Consider the following 23,299-nt stretch of genomic DNA (forward strand, 5'->3'; position numbering starts at 1 on the left):
TCTATGAAATATGTATCAATAAATCCGACTAAATTAGGGGGACAGGTAAAGATTCCTCCTTCAAAAAGTGTATGCCATAGGGCCTTAATATGTGCTTCTTTGAGCAGTGGTGTGAGTAATATAACTAATGTGGATTTTTCAGAAGATATAGAGGCTACCTGTGAAGCTTTAAAGAGTTTAGGAGTAATTATAGAAAAAGGAAGCAATTCATTAGCTATAAAAGGGAATTCTAATTTGTATGTAAAAAAACCTAATGTACACTGCTTTCAATCTGGCTCTACGTTGAGATTTCTAATACCTTTGGCGGCAACTCTAGGTGAAGAAATAACTTTTACAGGGGATGGAAAGTTAGTAGAAAGACCTTTAAATGTATACTATGATATATTTGAGAGCCAAAAAATTTATTATAAAACAGAGGGTGGAAAACTGCCTTTAACCGTAAATGGAAAGTTAAAATCAGGAGATTATAAAGTCAGGGGAGATGTAAGTTCCCAATTCGTAACAGGGCTTCTCTTTGCACTTCCTCTTTTATCGGGAGATTCAAAAATAGAAATAACTACAGAACTGGAGTCTAAATCCTATGTGGATATTACTATTGACATGCTTGAAAAATTTGGGGTTTGCGTGGATGGAAGCAGTTATAGAGAATTTATAATTAAAGGTAATCAAACCTATAAAGAAGTAGATTGTAATATAGAAGGGGATTTTTCACAGGTGGCATTTTGGCTTGTTATGGGTGCCTTGGGGAAAGGAATTACCTGCATGGGACTTGATACGGATTCTATTCAAGGAGATAGAATTATAGTACATATACTAAAAGATATGGGAGTAGAAATTGAGGAAAAGGAAAATTGTATAGAGGTTAAACCTTCTAAGACGACCGGTGTTGTTATTGATGTTTCCCAATGTCCAGATCTTGTACCTGTTCTTGCAGCATTAGCTTCTGTAAGTCATGGAACTACTGAAATTATAAATGCAGCAAGACTTAGGATTAAAGAATCAGATAGACTAAAGGCAATAACTTCTGAATTGAATAAAATTGGGGCAGAGGTAATAGAAAAAGAGGATTCACTTATAATATACGGAAAAGAAAAGCTTAAAGGAGGAAATGTTACCAGCTGGAAAGATCATAGGATAGCCATGGCACTGGCAGCAGTATCATCAAAATGTACAGAACCTTTAGTAATAGAGGGAGCTGAATGTGTGAAAAAGTCCTATCCGGGTTTTTGGGAAGACTTTAGAAGTTTAGGAGGGGAAATAGATGAGTGGAGTGTGGGGAAATAAAATAAAGTTATCTATTTTTGGAGAATCACATGGAAAAGCTATAGGAATAGTTATGGATGGACTAAAACCGGGAATTGAAATTGATATAGAGTATATAAAAAATGAAATGAAGAGAAGAGCTCCAGGAAATAGTCCTCTTTCTACCCCTAGAAAAGAAACGGATAAATTTGATATCTTAAGTGGCTATTTTAATGGAAGAACTACAGGTACACCACTTTCAGCAATTATATTAAATAATAATACCCGCTCTCGTGACTATGAAAAAACTGCAAGCCTTTTAAGGCCTGGCCATGCAGATTTTACTGGTAATGTAAGGTATAGAGGGTTTAATGACTATAGAGGGGGAGGACATTTTTCAGGAAGAATAACGGCACCTTTGGTTTTTGCAGGTGCCATATGTAAAAAAATACTGGAGGATAAGGGAATATTAATAGGGAGTCATATAAAAAGCATAGGTGCAATTGAAGACGGAAGCTGTTTTGATCCTGTTTCTATAAGCAAAGAAGATATTTTAAAGCTTTCAAAAAGTAAATTTCCTGTACTGGATGAAGTAAAAGGGAAAGATATGGAAGAGAGTATTTTAAAAGTAAAAGAAGAAGGAGACTCTGTAGGAGGAGTCATAGAAACTGTAGTAGTAAATTTACCCCCAGGTATAGGAGAGCCCTTTTTCGATTCTGTAGAGAGCAGTATTTCACATTTGTTATTTTCTATTCCAGCAGTTAAGGGGGTAGAATTTGGGGAGGGTTTTAATATAGCTTCAATGAAAGGTTCTGAGGCCAATGATGAATATTATATTTCAGAAGAGAGTATAACGAAAACTCACACCAATAATAATGGAGGAGTTTTAGGGGGAATTACAAATGGAATGCCTGTTATATTTAGAACAGCTATAAAACCCACTCCTTCTATAGCAAAAACCCAAAGAACTGTAGATATAAAGAAGAAACAAAATACATTTCTAAAAATAGAAGGAAGGCATGATCCATGTATTGTACCTAGGGCTGTGCCTGTGGTAGAAGCTGTGGCGGCTATAGGAATACTAAATTTAATGGAATATTGAGTTTTACATTATTTATGGAGGTAGTATTTTGGATAACTTAGATTATTTAAGAGATAAGATAGATAAGATTGATGGAGAAATGATTAAGCTCTTTCAGGAAAGAATGGATGTGGTATATAAAGTAGCAGAATATAAAAAGGAAAAGGGTATGGACATACTTGATAAAAGTCGTGAAGAAAATGTTATAAAGACTCAATTAAAAAGACTTGAAAATAAATCTATAGAAAAAGAAGCAGGAGTTTTCTTAAAAGAAATTATGAAAATAAGTAGAAATTTCCAAAAGAAAAGTTTCCAAAGTTCATATTATAATAATGAATGTTTAAGTGTAAAAAAATATGATAAATCATGCAGAGTAGGATTTCAAGGTGTACTGGCTTCCTTTAGTTATGAGGCCTTAATTGATTATTTTGGGCATGAAGTTGAAGCCGTAAATTTTGAGACATTTAAAGATGTGTTTCAAGGGTTGAAGGATGGAAAGATAAATTATGGTGTACTGCCTATTGAAAATTCTTCTACGGGAGGAATTCTGGAAGTATATGACTTGCTTCGGGATTATGGATTTTATATAGTAGGAGAAAAATGTATTAAAGTTAATCATAATTTATTAGGAGTAAAAGGTGCTTCTCTTAATGATGTAAAAGAAGTTTATTCCCACAGTCAAGCCTTTATGCAAAGTAGTAAATTTTTAGATAAGCATGAAAATTGGTGTCTCATACCTTATTTTAATACAGCTAGAAGTGCTAAATATATAAGTGAAGAAAATGATAAAAGCAGGGCATCCATAGCCAGTAAAAAAGCAGCTGAACTCTATGGTTTAGAAATATTAAGTGAAAATATAAATTATAATACTAACAATTATACCAGATTTATAATAATAAGTAGAAATGAAGAATGTAATAAAGATAATGATAAAATCAGTATATTAATTACTCTGCCACATGAACCCGGAAGTCTGTATAAAGTGCTTAAGTATTTTAATAAGAATAACCTGAATATGACTAAAATTGAGTCTAGACCAATGGTAGATAGATCCTGGGAATATTTTTTCTATATTGATTTTTATGGCAGTATTTTAGAGGAAAATACTAAAGAAGCCTTAAAAGGAATAGAAAGTGAAAGTGTTTATTTTAAATTATTAGGTAAATATAAAGGGGACTGTATAATCTAATATTGTATTTTAAATTAGGCGGTGTTTTAATATGGGTAATTTTTATGGACTTATAGGTGCCAAGCTAGGGCATAGTTTTTCCCCGGTAATACATGAAATGATCTTAAAAAAGATAAATTTACAGGGGAAATATAATCTGTTTGAAATAGAATCACAGAATTTAGGCGAAGCAATTGGGGCACTAAAGATTTTAGGGTGCAGGGGTGTAAATGTTACTATACCTTATAAAATTAAGATTATGAAGTATATGGATTATATATCTGAAGAAGCATTAAACATAGGATCAATAAATACTATACAATTTATAGACAATAAATTAAAAGCATACAATACAGATTATTATGGATTTGGAATGACTTTAAAAAGATATGAAATAGATGTGCTTAATAAAAGTGTAATAATACTTGGAACAGGAGGAGCTTCTAAGGCTGTGCTAAGGTATAGTATGGATAAGGGCGCAAAGTCTATTATATATGTGAGCAGAAAACCTGAGAATGTATCCAATGGGGAAGTAGATGTTATTTCTTATGAACAGCTGCATCATATAAAGAATGGAGATATTGTAATAAATTCTACTCCCTGTGGAATGTATCCTCAAACAGATACTTGCGCCGTGGATAGTGAAATCTTAAGTAAATTTAATACAGCTGTAGATTTAGTGTACAATCCACAGGAAACCATGTTTTTAAAAACAGGGGAGAAATTAGGCTTAAAGACAGCCAATGGGTTATATATGTTGGTGGCTCAGGCGGTAGCCGCTCAACAGATTTGGCAGGATGGAGAGATATCCTTGAAAACTTTAGATGAAATATATTATAAATTATTGAATATGCAGCAATAAGTCAGAATATTGGAATAATTGACATATTTCTAAAAATGTAATAGATTCTATGGTTTTAAATTGAGGAGGAGTTTATTGTGAAGAAACAAGTTAAAAATATAGTTATTATAGGTATGCCAGGTTGTGGCAAAACTACAATTGGAAAGATGATATCATCTAAGTTAAACAGAAAGTTTGTAGATTTAGATGATTATATAGTAGATAAGGCAGGATGTACTATTCCAGAAATTTTTCAAAAGGGAGAAGAACATTTTAGAAATATAGAATCAGAGGCGGTAGAGGAAGTTAGTATTGAGGGGTCTATGGTAGTATCTACGGGAGGAGGAGTAATAAAGAATCAGAAAAATATTGTAAATCTTAAGAAAAATGGCATTGTATTTTTCGTGGATAGACCTTTGGAAAATATAGTAAGCGATGTGGATATATCAACCAGACCTCTTTTAAAAAATGGCACCGGAGAAATAGAAAAACTTTTTAAAGAGAGATATGCAATATACAATAGTTCCTGTGACTTTTCAGTAGATAATATATATACTATTGAAAAAGTTGTAGATGACATAGTAGAAATCTATAAAAATTGCATTTAAGTGAGATGAAAGCTAATGACAATAAATTTTGTTGTTGGCTTTTTATCATAATTTTTATAAAAAGAGTAATATGATAATATATAATATTCTTATAGGAGAGATAAAATATTTGATCAATTAAGGGTTTAAACTGGGAGAGGATATTTATGGAAAAGTTGAAAGCTATTTTAATTGAGATAGTAGTTATAATTGTCATATTATTTATTATATCTATAGCGGCTCTTGTAGATCTTAGGTTAAAAGATTCTAATTCAACTTCAGAGGCAATAGGAGATATGTACCTTAGCCTTGAACAGGAAAAAAAAGAAATAAATTCTTTAGGGAATAATATTAAAAAGGAAGGTGAGGAACTGAGGAATTTGAAGGATGAAATGAATAGTATAAAGTCAGATAGAGGAGATGAATGGAATAACCTGGTGGTAGAATATAATAGCAAATTAAATGAATATAATAAAAAGACAACGGAATATAATGAGAAAGTAAAAAGTTATGATAAAAGATATGAGCAGTATGAGAAAATGAAACAAAAAAATGAAAATATAATAAAATGGTTTAAAACACTAATTGGAACGGATTGATAAAAATATGGATAAAAGTGAAGTGGTTTTATGAAAAATAAAAACAGATTTTTTCCTCTTATATTTTTAATTTTTGGTATGATATTAATATTAACTATATCTTTGGTATCTGTAAAAAGATATATTAAACAAAGTAAAAATGAAAGTAGTGACAAGGATATTGTTTTAAAAGAAAAGGTAATAAAAAATGATGAAGAAGAATTGTTTTTTAAAAAACCTGAAAAATTTCCGGGTACGACTTTTGTAAAAATATACAAGGAGAGAAGGATAATAGAACTTTATGGGGATAATAAGTTAATAGGTAGATTTAAGATGGCGCTTGGGAGAGTTCCCCAAGGTAAAAAACAAAGGGAAGGAGATAATAAGACTCCTGAAGGAAATTATTATATATGTTATATAAATTCCAAGACCAAGTATAAGTATTTTTTAGGAATAAGTTATCCTAATATTCAAGATGCAAAGTGTGCTTTAGATGAAGGTGTCATAGATGAGAATACCTTTCAAAAAATTGAGAAAGCTATAGAAAATAAAGAACAGCCACCTTGGAATACTCCTCTTGGTGGAGCTATAGGTATACATGGAGGGGGTACAGACTATAATTGGACCTATGGATGTATTGCCATATCAGATAATGATATGGATATATTAAAACAATATGTTCTTGTTAGAACTTCTGTGGAAATATATAAATAATCTTTTCATTTGTAAAATTTTTTATTTATCTATGAAAATAAGAATATATATGGCAAAAAAGGCACAAAATAAAATAAGAAGAATATTTAAAAAGGATGGTGCCTATGCTAAAGCATAAATTATATAGAGTTTTATTTATATTGGTTTTATTTATACTATTTTTCAGCGGGGCATTTATAACTATGGAATATAGAGCCAGATCACTGGCCAAGGATGTAAATGATTCTAGAAGTTATTATTTTATAATAGGGGGAAAAGATACTATTTACAAGATGGATTCAGTTACCAATGAGATTGTAAATGAAATCAAAGTAGAAGGTTCTCCGCAGGATATTAAAGTTTCAGCAGATGGAAATACACTGCTGGTAGTTGTATTAAATGCTAAAGATGAAGATGATAAAGGATATATTCTATTCTACAACATTAAAGATAATAAACTTGTAAAAAAAGTTCAGGTTGGTAAACATCCAGGTAGAGTTGTATTTACTCCCAACAAAAAATATATAATGGTAAGCAATACTGGAAGTAATGACATATCTTTAATTGATGGCAAAAATTATACTATATTACAATCCATAGAAGTAGGGAGAGAGCCACAGGGATTTTGCATATCAAAGGATGGCGAATACTGTTATGTGGCAAATACAGGAGAAGACACTGTGAGCATATTGGATATGACAATTTTTAAAAGTATAAAAAAAATAAGGGTAGGAAGGTATCCTACAGATATTTCAATAAATAAGGATAATGGAAATGTGATGGTGACTTTAAGCAAGGAGAAATCTGTAGCCCTTATAAATCCTCGTACGGAAGATATTCAAAAAGTAAGTCTGAATAATAGCCCTACAGGTATTTGTAATTAATGATTTTTCTAGTTTAATTTTTGAAATATACTATGAAAAATTTCCTATAGGGTTTATAATAAACATATAATAAAATTTAAACATAATATTAAATGTTTAAATTTTATATTTTTATAAAATAACCACCCCACTAGGGTGGGGGGAGGTAAATATGAATGAAGAAAAAAAGAAAGCATTTCAGGCATTAAAGACTTCAAAAGGCCAGATTGAGGGCATAATGAAAATGATAGAAAATGGAAGGTACTGTATTGATATATCAAATCAAATAATAGCAGCTCAGGCACTTTTAAAAAGAGCCAATTTGCTTATATTAAAACAGCATTTAAATCACTGTGTAAAAGAAGCTTTTCTACAAAATACTGGAGAAGAAAAAGTGGAAGAAATAGTTGACTTATTAGGAAAATTATTAGATAAAAATGGATAGGAGGGTAAAGAATGAAGGATGAAATATTAAAGATAGAAGGAATGAGCTGTGCAGCTTGTGTAAGAGCGGTAGAAAGAGCAGTAAAAAAAGTGGATGGAGTTGAAAGTGCAGGTGTTAACTTTGCTACTGAAAAGTTAACTGTAAGTTTTGATCAATCAAAAACCACACTTTCAGATATAAAAACTGCTGTAGAAAAGGCAGGATATAAAGCATTGGGTGAAATTGAAAGTTTGGATATTCATGAGGAAAGTAAACAGAAAGAAATTCAGAAATTAAAACAGCGATTTGTAATATCTGCTGTATTTACAGTTCCACTGCTTATCGTAGCTATGGGACCTATGATAGCTCAGCAGTTGAATATAATGCCTCCTTCTATTATAGATCCCATGGTACATCAAAAAATATTTGCAATAATTCAGTTATTGTTGGTACTACCTGTAATGATAATAGGAAGAAGTTATTTTATAATAGGTTTTAAATCTTTATTTAGAAAAAATCCTAATATGGATTCTCTTATAGCCATAGGAACTTCTGCAGCATTTTTATACAGTTTTTCTTCCATAGTAAGTATGTTTTATAATGATAACCACTATCATTATCATCTATATTTTGAATCTGCAGGAGTTATACTTACCCTTATAACTTTAGGCAAATATCTTGAGAGTATAGCTAAAGGAAAAACTTCTGAAGCTATAAAGAAGCTTATGAATCTTACACCTAAAACTGCTAATATAGTACAGGATGGAAAACAGGTTGAAATCGCAATTGATGAAGTGGAAGTAGGAGATGTGGTTGTAGTAAAGCCTGGAGAAAAAATTCCTGTAGATGGAGAAGTTATAGAAGGACTTACTTCTGTGGATGAATCCATGCTTACAGGAGAAAGCATACCTGTGGAGAAGACTGTTGGCAGTAAAATTATTGGTGCTACTATAAATAAGAATGGTTCTATAAAATATAAAGCTACTAAAGTAGGAAAAGATACTGTGCTTTCACGCATAATAAAATTAGTTGAAGAGGCTCAAGGTTCAAAGGCTCCTATAGCAAAGATGGCAGATATAATAGCAGGGTATTTTGTACCTGTAGTTATAATATTGGCTTTAATAGCGTCAGTGATATGGTATGTGTCTGGTCAATCCTTGGTATTTGCAGTGACCATATTTATATCTGTACTTGTGATAGCCTGCCCATGTGCATTGGGACTGGCTACCCCTACTGCTATAATGGTGGGTACTGGAAAAGGAGCGGAATATGGTGTTCTTATAAAAAGTGGAGTAGCCTTAGAAATTTCCCATAAGATACAAACTATAGTTTTTGATAAGACGGGTACTATAACTGAAGGAAAACCTAAGGTTACGGACATAATAGTATCAGGGGATATAGAAGAAAACTATTTACTTCAAATAGCTGCATCTGCAGAAAAGTCCTCAGAACATCCATTGGGAGAAGCTATTGTAAGAGAAGCTGAAAATAAGAGTATTCAGTTTTTAAAGATAGACTCCTTCATGGCTATACCAGGACAGGGTATTGAAGTATCCATAGAAGATAGTGAAGTGTTTTTAGGAAATAAAAAATTAATGATTGAAAAAAATATTCCCCTGAAAAATGTGGAGGATATATCACATACACTTTCTAATGAAGGTAAAACTCCTATGTATATAGCACTTCAGGATAAATTGGTAGGTATAATAGCTGTGGCGGATACAGTGAAAGAAAGCAGTAAAAAAGCTATAAAAAGACTTAATTCTTTAGGTATAGAAGTGGCCATGATAACTGGCGATAATAAAAACACAGCTGAGGCTATAGCATCTCAGGTGGGAATTCATAGAGTACTTGCGGAAGTTCTTCCGCAGGATAAAGCAGATGAAATAAAAAAACTTCAAGGGGAAAATAAAAAAGTTGCCATGGTAGGAGATGGAATAAATGATGCGCCAGCTCTGGCACAGGCAGATGTTGGAATCGCAATAGGTTCTGGAACAGATGTGGCCATGGAGTCAGCAGATATTGTACTTATGAAAAGTGATTTGATGGATGTGGTTACTGCAATAGATTTAAGCAGGAAAACAATAAAGAATATAAAAGAAAATCTTTTCTGGGCTTTTGGATATAATTCACTTGGTATACCAGTGGCTATGGGAGTACTTTTCATATTTGGAGGGCCTCTTTTAAATCCTATGCTGGCGGCTCTTGCTATGAGTTTTAGTTCAGTGTCAGTTCTTTTGAATGCACTTAGATTAAAAAGATTCAAGCCCAGCATATCAAATAATTAAAGGGTAATGATTGATTACTAAATTGTTTTAAATCAATTTTAAATAAAATATAAGGAGTGTATTTGCTATGTTATTCAAAGGAAAAATAAAAAAAGTAATACATGTAGAGGGAATGACTTGCCAGCATTGTGTTAGCCATGTTAAATCAGCTTTGGAGTCTATAAAGGGAGTTTTAAATGTTAAAGTGAACCTAGATGGCAATACTGCTGTAATAAAATCTTCTACTGAGATTTCTGATTCCAATATAGAAAAAGTTATTAAAGAAGCAGGGTATGAAGTGAAAGGTATAGAGAAAGCCTAATATGTGCTTAGCAGGTACTTGCCAGGCAGATGTAGAGTTTTAATGAATGGAATTGGGTCGGTAATTTATTACCGGCCTAATTCTTATTTAGGTGTATAATATATATGAAAATTAAAATATAGGAGAAGATAATATGGTAGAGCAATTATATAAATTACAAAATGGTACGGATATAAGGGGAGTTGCAACTAAAAATCCAGAGAAAGAGGTTAATTTAACCGTGGAAAGAGTAAGGCTTATAACTAGAGGCTTTATAAAATGGATTAAAAATAAAAAAAATTTGGAAAACAACAAAATAAAAATTGCAATAGGCATGGACTCTAGGTTGTCAGGGCCTGAATTCAAGCAATGTATTTGTGGGGAACTTTTAAATTCAGGATGTTATGTATACGATTGTGGACTTTGTACAACTCCTGCTATGTTTATGACTACAGTAACCGAAAATTACAGGTGCCATGGAGCTATTATGGTAACAGGTAGTCACTTGCCTTATTATTATAATGGATTAAAGTTTTTTACTGAAAGTGGAGGATGTGAAAAAGAAGATATAAAGTATATATTAAATGGAGCCTTGGATAAATATGATAATAGTGTACATAGTAGAGGAACTATTTCTAAGGTAGATTTTATTGATGAATACTCTGATATATTGGTTAAAAAAATTAGGGAAGATATAAATTCCAAAGTAAATTACAATAAACCACTTTCAGGATTTAAAATCATTGTAGATGCGGGAAATGGAGCAGGAGGGTTTTTTGCAAATAAAGTTTTAGAATCTTTAGGAGCAAAAATTCAGGGAAGTCAATTTATTATCCCTGATGGCAGATTTCCAAATCACCTTCCAAATCCAGAAGATAAGGAAGCCATGCATTCTATTAAAGAGGCAGTTATAAAAAATAAAGCTGATCTCGGCATAATATTTGATGCAGATGTAGATAGGGCAGCTATTGTAGATTGCAGTGGAAGAGAAATAAATAGAAATGCATTGATAGCTTTAATTTCTACAATAATTCTAGAAGAATATCCTGGTACTACTATAGTAACAGATTCGGTAACCTCTGATGGATTAAGTGAGTTTATCCAGGAACTTGGAGGAAAACATCATAGATTTAAAAGAGGATATAGAAATGTAATAAATGAAGGAATAAGGTTAAATAATCAAAATGAAGGATGTTATTTGGCAATAGAAACCTCAGGGCATGCAGCTTTTAAAGAAAACTATTTTTTAGATGACGGGGCTTATCTGATAGCTAAGGTATTAATAAAAATGGCTAGACTAAACTCAGAGGGCAAAAGTATAGAAGATTTAATACAGAATATGAAAATGCCCGTTGAAAGTTTGGAATTTAGATTTGATATTTTAGATGAAAATTTTAAAGAGTATGGGGACAAAATACTGGAAGAATTAAAATTATATATAAAAAAAGTTGAAGGATGGTCTGAGGTATCCCCAAATTATGAAGGTGTCAGGATAAATTGCTGTAGCTTCAAGGGAAGTGGGTGGTTTTTGCTTAGATTGTCTCTTCATGAGCCTGTACTGTGCTTAAATATTGAATGTGATTTATCAGGTTATTCAAATATTATAATAGATAAATTAAAATCTTTTTTAATAGAGTATAAAGAACTTGATATTACAAATCTAAATACCCATTAAAATAACTTAAGAGTATTCTTAAGTTTAATAACAAAATTGTTTTATTATGTAGATATATGATATATTAATTTATACATATTATACTATACAGGATAATAGTGATATACTATAATGTATTATAGTATATCACTTATATTTATAAAAATAAAAAGGAGAAAGTGAGAATGATTTTCTATGATGAGAATAATTTAGATGTAATAGAAAAAGATTTAAGATATCTTAAATTATTATCTAAAGAATACTCTACAATATCTAGTGCAAGTACGGAAATTATAAATCTTCAGGCTATATTAAATTTACCCAAAGCTACTGAACATTTCATAAGTGATGTTCATGGAGAATATGAATCTTTTACCCATATGTTAAGGAATGCATCTGGAGTGATAAAAAGAAAAATAGATGATGTATTTGGAGATTCACTTAGAGAAGAACAAAAGGCTGCCTTGGCTACTTTAGTATACTATCCAGAGAAGAAATTAGAGATTATTAAAGAAAAAGAAGAAAACTTAGAGGACTGGTACAGGATAACTTTGTATCAGTTGATTGAAGTATGTAGAGATGTAGCATCTAAATATACTAGATCTAAAGTGAGAAAAGCTCTTCCAAAGGACTTTTCATATATAATAGAAGAACTGCTCAATAAACAGGATGATAGATCAGATAAACAAGCCTATTATAGTGGAATAATAAAAACTATAATAGAGATAGATAGGGCACCTGAAGTTATTATAGCTATGTCAAATGTAATACGAAGGTTGGTAGTAGACAGGCTTCATATTATCGGAGATATATATGATAGGGGACCAGGTGCGGAAATTATAATGGATGCCCTTATGAAACATCATTCTGTAGATATACAATGGGGAAACCATGATGTGCTTTGGATGGGAGCGGCCTCTGGATGTGAAGCTTGTATGGCTAATGTACTTAGGATATCGTTAAGATATGCTAATTTAAAAACCATTGAGGATGGATATGGAATAAATCTGCTGCCACTTGCAACGTTTGCTTTAGAATTTTATCAGGATGATCCTTGTGAAAGGTTTATTCCTAAAACCTTAGATAAAGAAATAAGTGAAAACGAGCTGTATCTTTTGGCAAAAATGCATAAGGCTATAGCCATAATGCAGTTTAAATTAGAAGGACAAATAATAAAAAGACGACCTGAATTTAAAATGGAAGACAGGCTTCTGTTAGATAAAATAGATGTGGAAAAATGGGAAATAAGTGTATATGGAAATACCTATAAATTAAATGACACTAATTTTCCTACAATAGACTGGAATGATCCCTATAAGCTTACAGCTAGAGAAGAAGAGATTATTGATAAGTTAACTAATTCTTTTATAAACAGTGAAAAACTCCAAAGACATATTAGATTTTTGTATAGTAAAGGAAGTATGTATTTGATTTATAATTCTAATCTTTTATATCATGGATGTATACCACTAAATGAAGATGGAAGTCTTAAAGAGGTTAAGATAGGAAAAATAAATTACAGTGGAAAAGAACTTCTTGATAGATATGATCGTGTTGCTAGAGATTCATTTTTCTTTAAGCATAATACTTATAATAAGAAATATGGAATGGATATGGTGTGGTATATGTGGTGTGGAGAAGACTCACCTGTATTTGGAAAAATAAGAATGACAACTTTTGAAAGATATTTTATTAGTGAAAAAGCCTCACATTATGAACAAAAAAATTATTATTATAAATACAGAGATAATGAAGAAGTTTGCAGAAATATATTAAAAGAATTCAATCTATCCCCAGATAGTTCTCATATTATAAATGGTCACATTCCTGTAAAGACTAAAGAGGGAGAGAGTCCTATAAAAGCAAATGGAAGGCTGCTTGTAATAGATGGAGGATTCTGTAAGGCATATCAGCCTGAAACAGGTATTGCAGGATATACCCTTATATATAATTCCTATGGATTATTACTTACTTCCCATGAGCCTTTTTCTGCTATAAAAAATGCCATAGAAGAGGACAAGGATATATTATCTTCTACAATAATTTTAGAACATGCTGCCAGAAGAAAGAGAGTAATGGATACAGATGTAGGTACAAAAATCAGAACACAGGTAGCAGATCTTGAAAAACTTTTAATTGCCTATAGAAAAGGACTAATCAAGGAAGACAATAATGAATTAGAGTAAAGACGTGAAAAATATAACTCCGTAGTTTGATGGTAAAATTAGCTGAAATCCCCCAATTTCTTCAAAAAGGGGGATAAACGCTGCTGTGAGCCTTTATAGGTTCTTCTGAAGTTCAGAAGGAGAAAAGTATTTCTCTATAGCAAACTCCACCTGAACATAAGAATCATTTTATTATAATAGTGAGGAGAATATTCTGCAAAAAGCTTCAAAGAACTTAATAAAGGGGGATAAATTATCAAAATACTCTTGTGTAATTCTTTTGCTGTTTCGAATATCTTCAAAAAATAAATTTTCAAGTTCTTCTGTAGTTTCTTCATCGTAAATCATTGCATTTATTTCATAATTCAATTCATAGCTCCTTATGTCCATATTGGCAGTACCAATGCTGCACACCTTACCGTCTATGGAGGTGGTTTTAGAGTGTATAAAACAATCTTTATCATAAAAATAAACTTTTACTCCATTTTTAAGAACATCTTCTAAATAAGTTCGAGAAGCATAATATACTAGTATGTGATCAAATCTACCAGGAAATATAATGCGTACATCTACGCCGCTTAAGGATGAAATTTTAAGTGCATTTAATATGCTTTCTGTAGGTACAAAATAAGGTGTTGTTATATAGATATGGTCTTTTGCCATACTTATCATTTTTAAAACTGCCTGTTCAATGGCAGGAAATTGAGAATCAGGTCCGCTTTTTACAAGCTGCATTAATTTATTTCCCGTAGTATTATTCGATAGTTCAGGAAAAAATTCCTCAAAGTTCCCATCATAGAAAAAATAGTCTTTATTAGCTGATTTTATGGTGGCAAAATCGTCTATAAAGACTGCCTGCAGCCCAAATACGAAATCACCTTCCACCATTATATGTGTATCACGCCAGTAGCCATATTTGCTGTGACCTAGGTATTCATCTCCTATATTTATTCCTCCTACAAATCCTACCTTACCGTCAATTACTACTGTTTTTCTATGATTTCTATAATTTATTTGAGTATTTATATGTCTCAAAATTGGAGCCAAAAAGTAGGAATATTGGACTACGTCTACACCTGAATCTTTTAAATCACTTATATACTTTCTACCTAATCGTATACAACCGACCCTGTCTAAAATAAGTCTTACACTTACACCACTTAAAGATTTTTCTATTAGAATATCTTTTATTTCATTTCCTATATTATCATTTTTAATTATAAAGTATTCTATATGAATGTGGTGCTGTGCTTTTAAAAGTTCTTCTTTCAAGCACTGGAATTTTTCTATTCCATCTTTAAAGATCTTTATGGAATTATTTGTAAATAACGGGGATTCGCTATTTTTAGAAAGAAGTTCAATTAAAGGAGTATAGGTATTGTCTTTTATGTCTTTTATGGCCTCATATATTAATTCTTCTATATTTATATTTGTTTCTTCGTGAAGCTTGTGTTTTTTCCAGTTGCGTCCTAAAAATATATATACTATTAATCCTAGAACAGGAAGTACTATAAAAACCGATAACCATGCAATTGTTTTTTCAGGGTTTTTTCTCTCTAAGATTATAACCGTTACAGATAATATGGCATTTATTATAATCACAAAATAGAGGATATTTTTCATATTTTTATCACCTCTTTCTATAAAACAGGCTATTTTTTTAAACACTATAAGAAAAGATATGTAATCCATTTCTTCTGTATTTATAATACCAAGAATTTAATATATTATCATCTAATTAATAATATACACTATTAATATAAAATTGATAGTAGTTTTAGTGAAATAGAGCTATAAACTTTATAATACAATGTTGGTATAAAATTATTACTATGAAATGTAAAATTATCATAAATTTTTATAAAAATTTAAACAAAATTCATGATTTTTTATAAGTGTAATAGAGCAAAAGCTGTGATATAATAATAATATAAATTATAATGAAAATCCAATATAAATTGGGAGGGGAAAAATTGTTAAAATGCCAGATATGTGGAAAACCGGCAGACAAACATCATATAGTTTATAGGAGTCAAGGAGGATTAGAGTTTCCTTTAAATTTTAAATATCTTTGTTCAGAACATCATAGAGGAAAAAACGGACCTCATAAAAATAAAAAAGTAGATCTGGAATATAAACTAGAAATGCAAAAGCAACTTGAAAAATTACTTTGTAAGAAATTTTATAGGTTGGATGAATTAATTACCCTTCTCCAAATTAATAAAAGAATATTAAAAAAGCTTTTTAAGGATTATAAGTTGTATAAAGAAGGATATAAAAGTATTGACATTATATATAGACTTATGGGCAACAAGATATACACAGAATATATGATGGAAGAATATTATGATTTTACAGCTAATTTTTAAACAGTTCTTTGAAAATTTATTTTATAAATTGTTATATTATTAAGTAGAGATTGAATATAGATGACAAATAATGCTTTTAAAGGGTTATTTATTATAAAATTTATATTTATCAATGCTATTAATAAAATTATCTCTAAATAGGCACTTTATATTAACTTAAATTTTACGAAATGTTATAAAAGGGATAATAGATACAGGTCACTTTCTAAAAGATTAAGTTAGATAAGGGGGTTATTAACATGAAAGAGAATATACTTATGTTGTTAACACTAGAGGAAATAAGTAATATAACTAAAGGTTTAAAACTTGCAATAGAGGCGGTCAATGAAGATAATTTAAACATTGATGAAGAATTGGAAGATAATATAGAAGAGGTACTTAGAAAATTACTTCAGGTAGAGGCTGAATGTTCCAGATAATAGTGAAGACTAGGCCAATTAAAATTTTTGATTTATAGTTAAAGTAAATAATTGGTCTGGCTTATGGAACTTAAGTTATTTACTTAATGAATAATTTTCTGATTATAAGGGCATATTTTATTTGTTAGGGCAGGTTAAATAAAACATTTAGCCTTAAATATATAAATTATGTGATATTAAGGAGTAGAAAATATATGAATATAGCATTTTTTCTCACACCTAAAGAGGATGTAGTCTGTGAAACTCTTAATTCGTCTATGAGACAAGCACTTGAGAGAATGGAAAAATACAGATATACAGCCATTCCACTTATTGATAATAAGGGCAAGTATGTAGGTACTCTTACAGAAGGAGATTTATTGTGGAAATTAAAAGATACTCAGGAGTTTAACTTTAAAAATACAAGCAAAATACTATTAAAGGAAATTCCAAGACATATGAATAATAAACCTGTTAGAATTAATTCCAACATGGAAGATCTGGTATCTTTAGCTGTTAATCAAAATTTTGTACCAGTGATAGATGATAATGATGTCTTCATAGGAATTATCAAGCGAAGTGATATAATAAATTATTGTTACAGGGAGTTATTTGATAAAAATTGTAATTTCACTTTAAATATGAGATAAATATTTTTGAATTTAGTGGTTAATAGTTATTGACAGCATAATATTTAAGTGATATTATGTTAATAATTTAATTAGTAAATCCTTTGACGAGGAATAGTAGCTATGTTGTTGAATTCTAGAGAGTTGAGGAAGGTGGAATCTCAATATTACAACTTGTAGTGAATGGGCCTAAGAGGAGTAAATTGAAATCTATGTGTATAGAGAGTAGTGGTTAACGTTAGCCGTACGTTACAACGGATAGGACATGTTAGTGTCTGATAAAGAGGTGTTTTAAAAAGCACAATTTAGGTGGTACCGCGGGTAATATCTCCGTCCTAGTTTTTAGGATGGGGATTTTTTATTTTATTTAACTTGTATTTAATATAATTTAAGGGAGTGTTATTTATGAATTTAAAAAGGATGATTATAAATTCTATATTACTTGCTATAGGTGCTGTATTACATCAGATTGCACCTCCTCTTATACTTGGAATGAAACCGGATATTTCACTGGCAATGCTTTTTGTAATACTTATATTCAATAGAGAATATAAGACCTGTCTTGTTGCAGGTATTGTAGCAGGCATTTTGGCTGCAGCAACTACAACTTTTCCAGGTGGACAATATGCAAATGTAATAGATAAAATAATAACCATAAATGTGATGTTTTTACTTTTCAAACCATTTAGAGATAAATTAAATAATCAAATAAATATTATAATAATTACTGCTCTTGGAACTATAGTAAGTGGTTCTACATTTTTAATGGTAATTTTGGTTACCATGGGACTTGATGCTGGATTTAGTGTAATGTTTTTCTCAGTGGTTTTACCTGCAGCGGTGATAAATACTATAGTAGGTGCAATTTTATTTAATATTATAAATGTAGCTTTAAAAAGAGGTTCTATTAAACAAGCATAGATACAGAGTGCATATTACTGATGATGTTAACTTTTTTGGCATTAATTTTATAGAGTATTAATTTAAAAACTGCATAAACTTTATTTGTACAGTGATTAAATAAAATCTATCTAATTATTAAGGAGTGATTAATAATGGCAGGTAGAAAAAATAAAGTATTAGTTCCAGAAGTAAAAGCAGCTGTAGATAGATTTAAAATGGAATCAGCAAAAGAAGTAGGAGTAAACTTAAAAGAGGGCTATAATGGAGATATTACATCTAGAGAAGCAGGTTCCGTAGGAGGACAGATGGTAAAAAAGATGGTAGAGGCTTATGAGCATGACTTAAAGTAATGTAACTGTTATAAAAATGGCCGGGTGGGATTCAACACCCGGTCTTAATTTATTCATTCACATATTTACATGTATATAAAATATATTTATTATATATTAAGGTATGAATTTTAGAATCACTTGATTATGGAGGGAGAGTATAATTATGCCTGAAAAATATTGGCCCGAAACAGTTATACTTTGGGGAGCTGGCGCTACTAAGAATTTAGGACTTCATGCAACAAAAGAATTGATAAAATTAATTTTAGATATCAGCAATAATGATTTTTCTTTTTTAAAGGATAAAGATAAAAAATTAGCCGATGCATTTAAAAAATTAGTAACAGAAGATTTAATAAGGGATCCAATGCTTTCTAGAATATACGATTTAAAGGCACTTGATATTATAATAAGTACCAATAATAAATTTAATATGCATGATCTTTTCACTATGTTAGATCAACTTATTGAGAATGATATGGGATTCAATGCATTTTGCAATGGTAGAACACAATTTTTAAGGGTAGAAAGGGTAAAAGCTGCAAAAAGATGCCTCATATTGCTTATTGAGGAATTAGAAAGATTAAGTGTACAGAAAACACCAGGATATGTAGACAAAGAGAAAATAGAACCCTATTATGAATTTGCTAAAATTCTTACAGAACTCATGGTGGAAGAAGCAAGGGCTTTTGAAGATAGGGGATATAAAAGAGATACCAGAAGATTTTATCTTTATTCCTATGCCATAATATCATTTAACTGGGATCCTTTAATACTTTGGAATATATTTAATGTACATAAAGAAGAAAATAGAAATCCTATATGTCTTAAAGATGGGCTGGAACTACAATTGTATGATGATTTTGGCACGAAAGTAGCCTCAAACTATTTAGATGGAGATGAGTCTGAGATATGGTATACTTCAGATGAATCTCAATGTAGAAGTATCAATGATTATAATTATCCATCTAGAATAGCCAGGATAGGCAAAGTATTATTTCCACATGGCATGTTTGGCTCTAGAATTTGCCCAGAGTGCGGTAAATCTATAATCACATTTGAAGAAAAATGGGATAGGTTATCCACAGAAATTTTTGGACCTTCTATTTTACAAGATTTACAGAAAAACTGGAAATATAAAACGCATAAAGAGAATAAATATAAAAAAGGTGCTATAGAATGTCCTTATTGTGGACAGATAACCTATCCCTATGATATGACACTTATAATACAGAGTCTTTCAAAGCAAAAAAATGTGGCAGCTTTAGAAGAGCTAAAAACTGAAATGGGACTACTTATGAAAAATGCAAAACATATAATATTTGCAGGATATAGCCTACCTTTGGATGATATAATGGTTAAAACATTTTTTATGTCTTCTATATCTGGAAATGATAAAAATAAATTAAAATGCACTGTGATAAATTATGATGAAAAATATAGAGGAGAAGACTGGCTAACAGGACAAAATATATATAAATACATGAGAAGATCGAAAAATCATTCTGTAGTAGAATGTATAAGAAATGTACTTGACATATTTTTAGAAAAAAATATAAGAGTATGCCTTAAAGGAATACCAGAGGTATTTATGAAAGATGGAAGCATAAGCAAAAAAAAGGTAATAGATATACTATATCCCAGGGATTATTTTAGGGAAGGTTTTCCTATAAAAAGAGATTAAATAGTATCGAATTAGTTAAGATAATTGAAGAAAGTTGTTAATTAATATACAAGTATATTGCTCATATTAATGAGATGTAATGCTTTAATATAAAAATAACAACGATTTCACCTCTGCATAAAGTTAAAAATATAGATAATTATGACTTTATATATAAGATAATTGTGTTTTTTTTAACTAACATATTGAACTTTTTTTTTTACGTGATAAAATAAAGTTGTCAGTATTTCTAGAAAAACTGAACTAAATTTATAAAGGAGGTTCCGTGTTGTATCTTAAAATAGAATAACAACGGAGAAAACTAATGGAGAGACAAATAAGAACAAGATTAAAGTTTAATGTTAAGCAGATTACAGTAATTGGTATGCTGTCTGGAATTTCTATTATGCTTGGGTTAACTGGATTAGGATTTATACCTATTCCACCAGTTAAAGCTACTATAATGCATGTTCCTGTAATAATAGGGGCTATTTTGGAGGGCCCTTTAGTAGGGGCCATGGTTGGACTTATTTTTGGTATATTTAGTATAATTCAGTCTATAACGGCACCTACACCAGTTTCTTTTGCTTTTATAAATCCATTGGTATCAGTTTTGCCAAGGATATTAATAGGACTAGCGTCTTATTATTTATACAGGGCTATCAGCAATAAAAATAGAAAAATTATACCTATGGGAATAGCTGCAGCGGTTGGCTCCATGGTAAATACTGTAGGGGTTTTAGGAATGATGTACCTTATATATTTAGAACCTTATGCAAAGGCTTTGAATATAAGTTTAGGTGCTGCAAAGAAAGGTATATTGGCGGTGGCCTTTACCAATGGTATACCGGAGATGATTTTATCTGTAATTATTACGGTATCTGTTATTACTGCGGTAAATAAGATTAGGCATAATTAATTAAATGGTTTATGATTAAATTAAAAGTTAGATTAAAAAATCACCCTAAGTCTGAACAGACTTAGGGTTTTAATAGTAGGAGGAAAAAATGAAAAGTATTTTATTTAATAGTATAGAAGGAATTAAAGTAGGAAATGCACAAAATTTAAATGGGCCTACGGGGTGTACTGTGATCATATGTGAAGAGGGAGCATCAGCTGGAGTTGATGTAAGAGGAGGTTCCCCAGGTACCAGAGAGACAGATCTTTTGAATCCGGTAAATTTGGTAGATAAAATTCATGCAGTAGTACTTGCAGGGGGAAGTGCTTTTGGGCTAGATGCGTCAAGTGGTGCAATGCAGTATTTAGAGGAGAGAGATATAGGATTTGATGTAACAGTTACAAGAGTACCCATAGTTTGTGGAGCCGTTTTATTCGATCTTGCCATAGGAGATTTTACTATAAGACCGGATAAAATTATGGGATATGAGGCTTGCAAGAATTCTGAATTAAATTTATGTGAAAATGGTAATATTGGAGCTGGCGCTGGAGCAACTGTGGGAAAAATAAAGGGAAGTAAATATTCAATGAAAGGAGGGCTCGGTTCCTTTGCAGTTCAAATAGGAGATTTGAAAGTGGGCGCCTTAGTGGCGGTGAACTGCCTTGGAGATGTAGTAGATAGTAAAACTGGAAATATAATAGCAGGGGCTTTAAATGAAGATGGAAAATCTTTTGCAAATACAGAAAATATAATGCTTGAAACATATTATGAGAAGAAAAATTTATTTAACAGAAATACTACTATTGGAGTTGTTGTGAATAACGGAAAATTTACAAAATCAGAAATGAATAAAATTGCCTCTATGGCGCATAATGGCTATGCTAGAACTATGAGACCTGCCCATTCTATCTTTGACGGAGATACTATTTTTTCTATGGCTACAGGAAAAGTAGAAGCAGATTTGAGTGTGGTAGGCTTTTTATCTGCACAGGTTATGGAAACAGCCATTATAAATGCTATAAAAAATTCTGAATCCATCTTAGGCTATAAAAGTTATAAGGATATTTAATTTATGGCATTTTTGCAATTTTTAATTGTAATTTTTTGACTAAATATAGCTAGTAAAGAATAAAAAATGTATATGAGTTAAGTTTTGAACAGGAAACCCTATATTTATGATAAAATATAACTTATAATTGCATTAATATAGATAAAAGGAGATGGGATTTATGATAAATAATGATCAGACAAATTCAGTAGATGGAATAATAAATGAAACTGATATGGAGTCTGTATGGAGCAAACTTGAAAATGAATTTAAGAATGAAGATATTTTTGAAGTAGTTATAAAAGAATCAGTTAAAGGAGGACTTATAACGGATTTACATGGTCTTAGGGCTTTTGTACCTGCTTCTCATATTTCAGTAAAGTATACAGATGATCTCAAAGAATTTATTGGTAAAACTTTAAGGGTAAAGTTGATACAATTAGATAAAAGTAAAAATAAAATTGTACTATCAGGAAAAGAAGTTGAGAAACTAGAACTTGAAGAAATATCAAAAAAATTATGGAGTACTATATCAAAAGGAGACAAGATAGAAGGCAGGGTAAGTAGAATAACAAATTTTGGAGTTTTTGTAGATTTAGGTGGTGTAGAGGGACTTGTCCATATATCTGAATTGTCATGGAAAAAAATAAAAAACCCTTCAGAAGTGGTATCTGTGGGAGATAAGTTGAAAGTTTATGTATTAAACTTGGATCAAGATAGAAATAGGATTTCTCTCTCCATAAAGAGAATATTAAATAGCCCCTGGGAGAACATAGGCAAAAAGTATAAATCAAATGATATAGTGGATGGAATAGTAAGTAAAGTTATAAATATAGGTGCTTTTATAGAAATTGAACCTGGGCTTGAGGGCTTGGTTCACATATCCGAGATATCGCAAGAGCATATTACTACACCTGAAGAAGTTCTAAAAGTGGGGGATAAGGTAAAAGTAAAAATACTTAATATAGATGAAAAAGCTAGTAGAATATCATTGAGTATAAAAGAAGTTCAGGATAAATTTTCTCCGAATTTTAAAGAATATAAAGAATATTTAGATAAAGATAATGATAAAATTACATTAGGAGATCTATTTAAGGATAAACTAAAAGATATGAAATTTAATTAAAAAGATACTTAACTTTTTCAAATTAATTATATGATCTATGATAAATATTAATGCTTAAAGTTTAGAATAAAA

General features: G+C 30.7%; 23 protein-coding genes and 1 other annotated feature. Of the genes, 22 read left to right on the forward strand and 1 reads right to left on the reverse strand.

Features of this window, described 5'->3' with window-relative positions; all coding sequences use genetic code 11:
* Window positions 1–3 precede the first annotated feature (3 nt).
* The 13 genes from aroA (at window position 4) to BS101_RS05210 (ending at window position 13,885) form a co-directional block, all read left to right on the forward strand.
* Window positions 4–1,284 (forward strand): 3-phosphoshikimate 1-carboxyvinyltransferase, encoded by a 1,281-nt coding sequence (gene aroA, locus BS101_RS05150; protein ID WP_073537854.1) that lies wholly within the window; start codon window positions 4–6, stop codon window positions 1,282–1,284.
* Complete coding sequence (gene aroC, locus BS101_RS05155) at window positions 1,262–2,344, forward strand: chorismate synthase (RefSeq protein WP_073537855.1); 1,083 nt, start codon at window positions 1,262–1,264, stop codon at window positions 2,342–2,344. The genes aroA and aroC overlap by 23 nt, the downstream gene beginning before the upstream one ends.
* A 28-nt stretch (window positions 2,345–2,372) precedes the next feature.
* Window positions 2,373–3,512: a prephenate dehydratase gene (gene pheA, locus BS101_RS05160; protein ID WP_073537856.1), complete on the forward strand. Its 1,140-nt coding sequence runs from the start codon at window positions 2,373–2,375 to the stop codon at window positions 3,510–3,512.
* Between the two features lie 31 nt (window positions 3,513–3,543).
* Entirely contained in the window at window positions 3,544–4,353 is an 810-nt protein-coding gene (gene aroE / locus BS101_RS05165) for a shikimate dehydrogenase (RefSeq protein WP_073537857.1), read from the forward strand.
* Between the two features lie 77 nt (window positions 4,354–4,430).
* Entirely contained in the window at window positions 4,431–4,940 is a 510-nt protein-coding gene (locus BS101_RS05170; protein ID WP_073537858.1) for a shikimate kinase, read from the forward strand.
* 146 nt (window positions 4,941–5,086) lie between these two features.
* Entirely contained in the window at window positions 5,087–5,518 is a 432-nt protein-coding gene (locus tag BS101_RS05175; protein WP_073537859.1) for a hypothetical protein, read from the forward strand.
* A 30-nt stretch (window positions 5,519–5,548) separates the two neighbouring features.
* Window positions 5,549–6,211, forward strand: coding sequence for a L,D-transpeptidase family protein (locus BS101_RS05180; protein ID WP_073537860.1), 663 nt, complete (start codon window positions 5,549–5,551; stop codon window positions 6,209–6,211).
* A gap of 104 nt (window positions 6,212–6,315) precedes the next feature.
* The gene (locus tag BS101_RS05185) at window positions 6,316–7,074 is read left to right on the forward strand and encodes a YncE family protein (protein ID WP_073537861.1); all 759 of its coding nucleotides are present in this window, start codon (window positions 6,316–6,318) and stop codon (window positions 7,072–7,074) included.
* A 151-nt stretch (window positions 7,075–7,225) separates the two neighbouring features.
* A complete protein-coding gene (locus tag BS101_RS05190) occupies window positions 7,226–7,498 on the forward strand; it encodes a metal-sensing transcriptional repressor (protein WP_011989363.1) in 273 nt (90 codons plus the stop codon).
* Between the two features lie 11 nt (window positions 7,499–7,509).
* A complete protein-coding gene (locus tag BS101_RS05195; protein ID WP_073537862.1) occupies window positions 7,510–9,765 on the forward strand; it encodes a heavy metal translocating P-type ATPase in 2,256 nt (751 codons plus the stop codon).
* Between the two features lie 67 nt (window positions 9,766–9,832).
* Window positions 9,833–10,066: a heavy-metal-associated domain-containing protein gene (locus BS101_RS05200; protein WP_073537863.1), complete on the forward strand. Its 234-nt coding sequence runs from the start codon at window positions 9,833–9,835 to the stop codon at window positions 10,064–10,066.
* Between the two features lie 133 nt (window positions 10,067–10,199).
* A complete protein-coding gene (locus BS101_RS05205) occupies window positions 10,200–11,720 on the forward strand; it encodes a phosphomannomutase/phosphoglucomutase (RefSeq protein WP_073537864.1) in 1,521 nt (506 codons plus the stop codon).
* Window positions 11,721–11,884: 164 nt separating this feature from the next.
* The gene (locus tag BS101_RS05210; protein ID WP_073537865.1) at window positions 11,885–13,885 is read left to right on the forward strand and encodes a fructose-1,6-bisphosphatase; all 2,001 of its coding nucleotides are present in this window, start codon (window positions 11,885–11,887) and stop codon (window positions 13,883–13,885) included.
* Between the two features lie 171 nt (window positions 13,886–14,056).
* Here the strand turns inward: BS101_RS05210 and cls are convergent, their stop codons facing one another.
* Window positions 14,057–15,487: a cardiolipin synthase gene (gene cls, locus BS101_RS05215; RefSeq protein WP_073541138.1), complete on the reverse strand. Its 1,431-nt coding sequence runs from the start codon at window positions 15,485–15,487 to the stop codon at window positions 14,057–14,059.
* Between the two features lie 350 nt (window positions 15,488–15,837).
* Between cls and BS101_RS05220 the strand changes: the two genes are divergently transcribed.
* The 9 genes from BS101_RS05220 (at window position 15,838) to rpsA (ending at window position 23,227) form a co-directional block, all read left to right on the forward strand.
* A complete protein-coding gene (locus tag BS101_RS05220) occupies window positions 15,838–16,233 on the forward strand; it encodes an HNH endonuclease (protein ID WP_083585658.1) in 396 nt (131 codons plus the stop codon).
* Window positions 16,234–16,472: 239 nt separating this feature from the next.
* Window positions 16,473–16,652, forward strand: coding sequence for a hypothetical protein (locus BS101_RS05225; protein WP_011989370.1), 180 nt, complete (start codon window positions 16,473–16,475; stop codon window positions 16,650–16,652).
* Between the two features lie 194 nt (window positions 16,653–16,846).
* A complete protein-coding gene (locus BS101_RS05230) occupies window positions 16,847–17,281 on the forward strand; it encodes a CBS domain-containing protein (RefSeq protein ID WP_011989371.1) in 435 nt (144 codons plus the stop codon).
* A 74-nt stretch (window positions 17,282–17,355) separates the two neighbouring features.
* Window positions 17,356–17,601, forward strand: a binding site (T-box leader).
* 64 nt (window positions 17,602–17,665) lie between these two features.
* Window positions 17,666–18,181 (forward strand): tryptophan transporter, encoded by a 516-nt coding sequence (locus tag BS101_RS05235; RefSeq protein ID WP_073537867.1) that lies wholly within the window; start codon window positions 17,666–17,668, stop codon window positions 18,179–18,181.
* Window positions 18,182–18,315: 134 nt separating this feature from the next.
* The gene (locus tag BS101_RS05240; protein ID WP_073537868.1) at window positions 18,316–18,513 is read left to right on the forward strand and encodes an alpha/beta-type small acid-soluble spore protein; all 198 of its coding nucleotides are present in this window, start codon (window positions 18,316–18,318) and stop codon (window positions 18,511–18,513) included.
* A 145-nt stretch (window positions 18,514–18,658) separates the two neighbouring features.
* The gene (locus BS101_RS05245; protein ID WP_073537869.1) at window positions 18,659–20,176 is read left to right on the forward strand and encodes a hypothetical protein; all 1,518 of its coding nucleotides are present in this window, start codon (window positions 18,659–18,661) and stop codon (window positions 20,174–20,176) included.
* Window positions 20,177–20,480: 304 nt separating this feature from the next.
* Window positions 20,481–21,074, forward strand: a complete 594-nt coding sequence (locus tag BS101_RS05250) for an ECF transporter S component (RefSeq protein ID WP_073537870.1) — start codon at window positions 20,481–20,483, stop codon at window positions 21,072–21,074.
* Between the two features lie 88 nt (window positions 21,075–21,162).
* Window positions 21,163–22,122 (forward strand): P1 family peptidase, encoded by a 960-nt coding sequence (locus BS101_RS05255; RefSeq protein WP_073537871.1) that lies wholly within the window; start codon window positions 21,163–21,165, stop codon window positions 22,120–22,122.
* 160 nt (window positions 22,123–22,282) lie between these two features.
* Window positions 22,283–23,227, forward strand: a complete 945-nt coding sequence (gene rpsA / locus BS101_RS05260) for a 30S ribosomal protein S1 (protein ID WP_242951405.1) — start codon at window positions 22,283–22,285, stop codon at window positions 23,225–23,227.
* The last annotated feature ends 72 nt before the right edge of the window (window positions 23,228–23,299 follow it).

The organism is Clostridium kluyveri (assembly GCF_001902295.1).
In the GTDB taxonomy this organism is placed as follows: domain Bacteria; phylum Bacillota; class Clostridia; order Clostridiales; family Clostridiaceae; genus Clostridium_B; species Clostridium_B kluyveri_B.

What these genes read in the sequence shown, in the direction of transcription:
- aroC (WP_073537855.1), top strand. Translation starts at nt 1,262, where the DNA reads ATGAGTGGAGTGTGGGGAAATAAAATAAAGTTATCTATTTTTGGAGAA.
- BS101_RS05210 (WP_073537865.1), top strand. Translation starts at nt 11,885, where the DNA reads ATGATTTTCTATGATGAGAATAATTTAGATGTAATAGAAAAAGATTTA.
- aroE (WP_073537857.1), top strand. Translation starts at nt 3,544, where the DNA reads ATGGGTAATTTTTATGGACTTATAGGTGCCAAGCTAGGGCATAGTTTT.
- BS101_RS05240 (WP_073537868.1), top strand. Translation starts at nt 18,316, where the DNA reads ATGGCAGGTAGAAAAAATAAAGTATTAGTTCCAGAAGTAAAAGCAGCT.
- BS101_RS05255 (WP_073537871.1), top strand. Translation starts at nt 21,163, where the DNA reads ATGAAAAGTATTTTATTTAATAGTATAGAAGGAATTAAAGTAGGAAAT.
- BS101_RS05245 (WP_073537869.1), top strand. Translation starts at nt 18,659, where the DNA reads ATGCCTGAAAAATATTGGCCCGAAACAGTTATACTTTGGGGAGCTGGC.
- BS101_RS05250 (WP_073537870.1), top strand. Translation starts at nt 20,481, where the DNA reads ATGGAGAGACAAATAAGAACAAGATTAAAGTTTAATGTTAAGCAGATT.
- aroA (WP_073537854.1), top strand. Translation starts at nt 4, where the DNA reads ATGAAATATGTATCAATAAATCCGACTAAATTAGGGGGACAGGTAAAG.
- BS101_RS05230 (WP_011989371.1), top strand. Translation starts at nt 16,847, where the DNA reads ATGAATATAGCATTTTTTCTCACACCTAAAGAGGATGTAGTCTGTGAA.
- BS101_RS05190 (WP_011989363.1), top strand. Translation starts at nt 7,226, where the DNA reads ATGAATGAAGAAAAAAAGAAAGCATTTCAGGCATTAAAGACTTCAAAA.
- BS101_RS05185 (WP_073537861.1), top strand. Translation starts at nt 6,316, where the DNA reads ATGCTAAAGCATAAATTATATAGAGTTTTATTTATATTGGTTTTATTT.
- cls (WP_073541138.1), bottom strand. Translation starts at nt 15,487, where the DNA reads ATGAAAAATATCCTCTATTTTGTGATTATAATAAATGCCATATTATCT.
- BS101_RS05205 (WP_073537864.1), top strand. Translation starts at nt 10,200, where the DNA reads ATGGTAGAGCAATTATATAAATTACAAAATGGTACGGATATAAGGGGA.
- BS101_RS05180 (WP_073537860.1), top strand. Translation starts at nt 5,549, where the DNA reads ATGAAAAATAAAAACAGATTTTTTCCTCTTATATTTTTAATTTTTGGT.
- rpsA (WP_242951405.1), top strand. Translation starts at nt 22,283, where the DNA reads ATGATAAATAATGATCAGACAAATTCAGTAGATGGAATAATAAATGAA.
- BS101_RS05195 (WP_073537862.1), top strand. Translation starts at nt 7,510, where the DNA reads ATGAAGGATGAAATATTAAAGATAGAAGGAATGAGCTGTGCAGCTTGT.
- BS101_RS05175 (WP_073537859.1), top strand. Translation starts at nt 5,087, where the DNA reads ATGGAAAAGTTGAAAGCTATTTTAATTGAGATAGTAGTTATAATTGTC.
- BS101_RS05200 (WP_073537863.1), top strand. Translation starts at nt 9,833, where the DNA reads ATGTTATTCAAAGGAAAAATAAAAAAAGTAATACATGTAGAGGGAATG.
- BS101_RS05225 (WP_011989370.1), top strand. Translation starts at nt 16,473, where the DNA reads ATGAAAGAGAATATACTTATGTTGTTAACACTAGAGGAAATAAGTAAT.
- BS101_RS05235 (WP_073537867.1), top strand. Translation starts at nt 17,666, where the DNA reads ATGAATTTAAAAAGGATGATTATAAATTCTATATTACTTGCTATAGGT.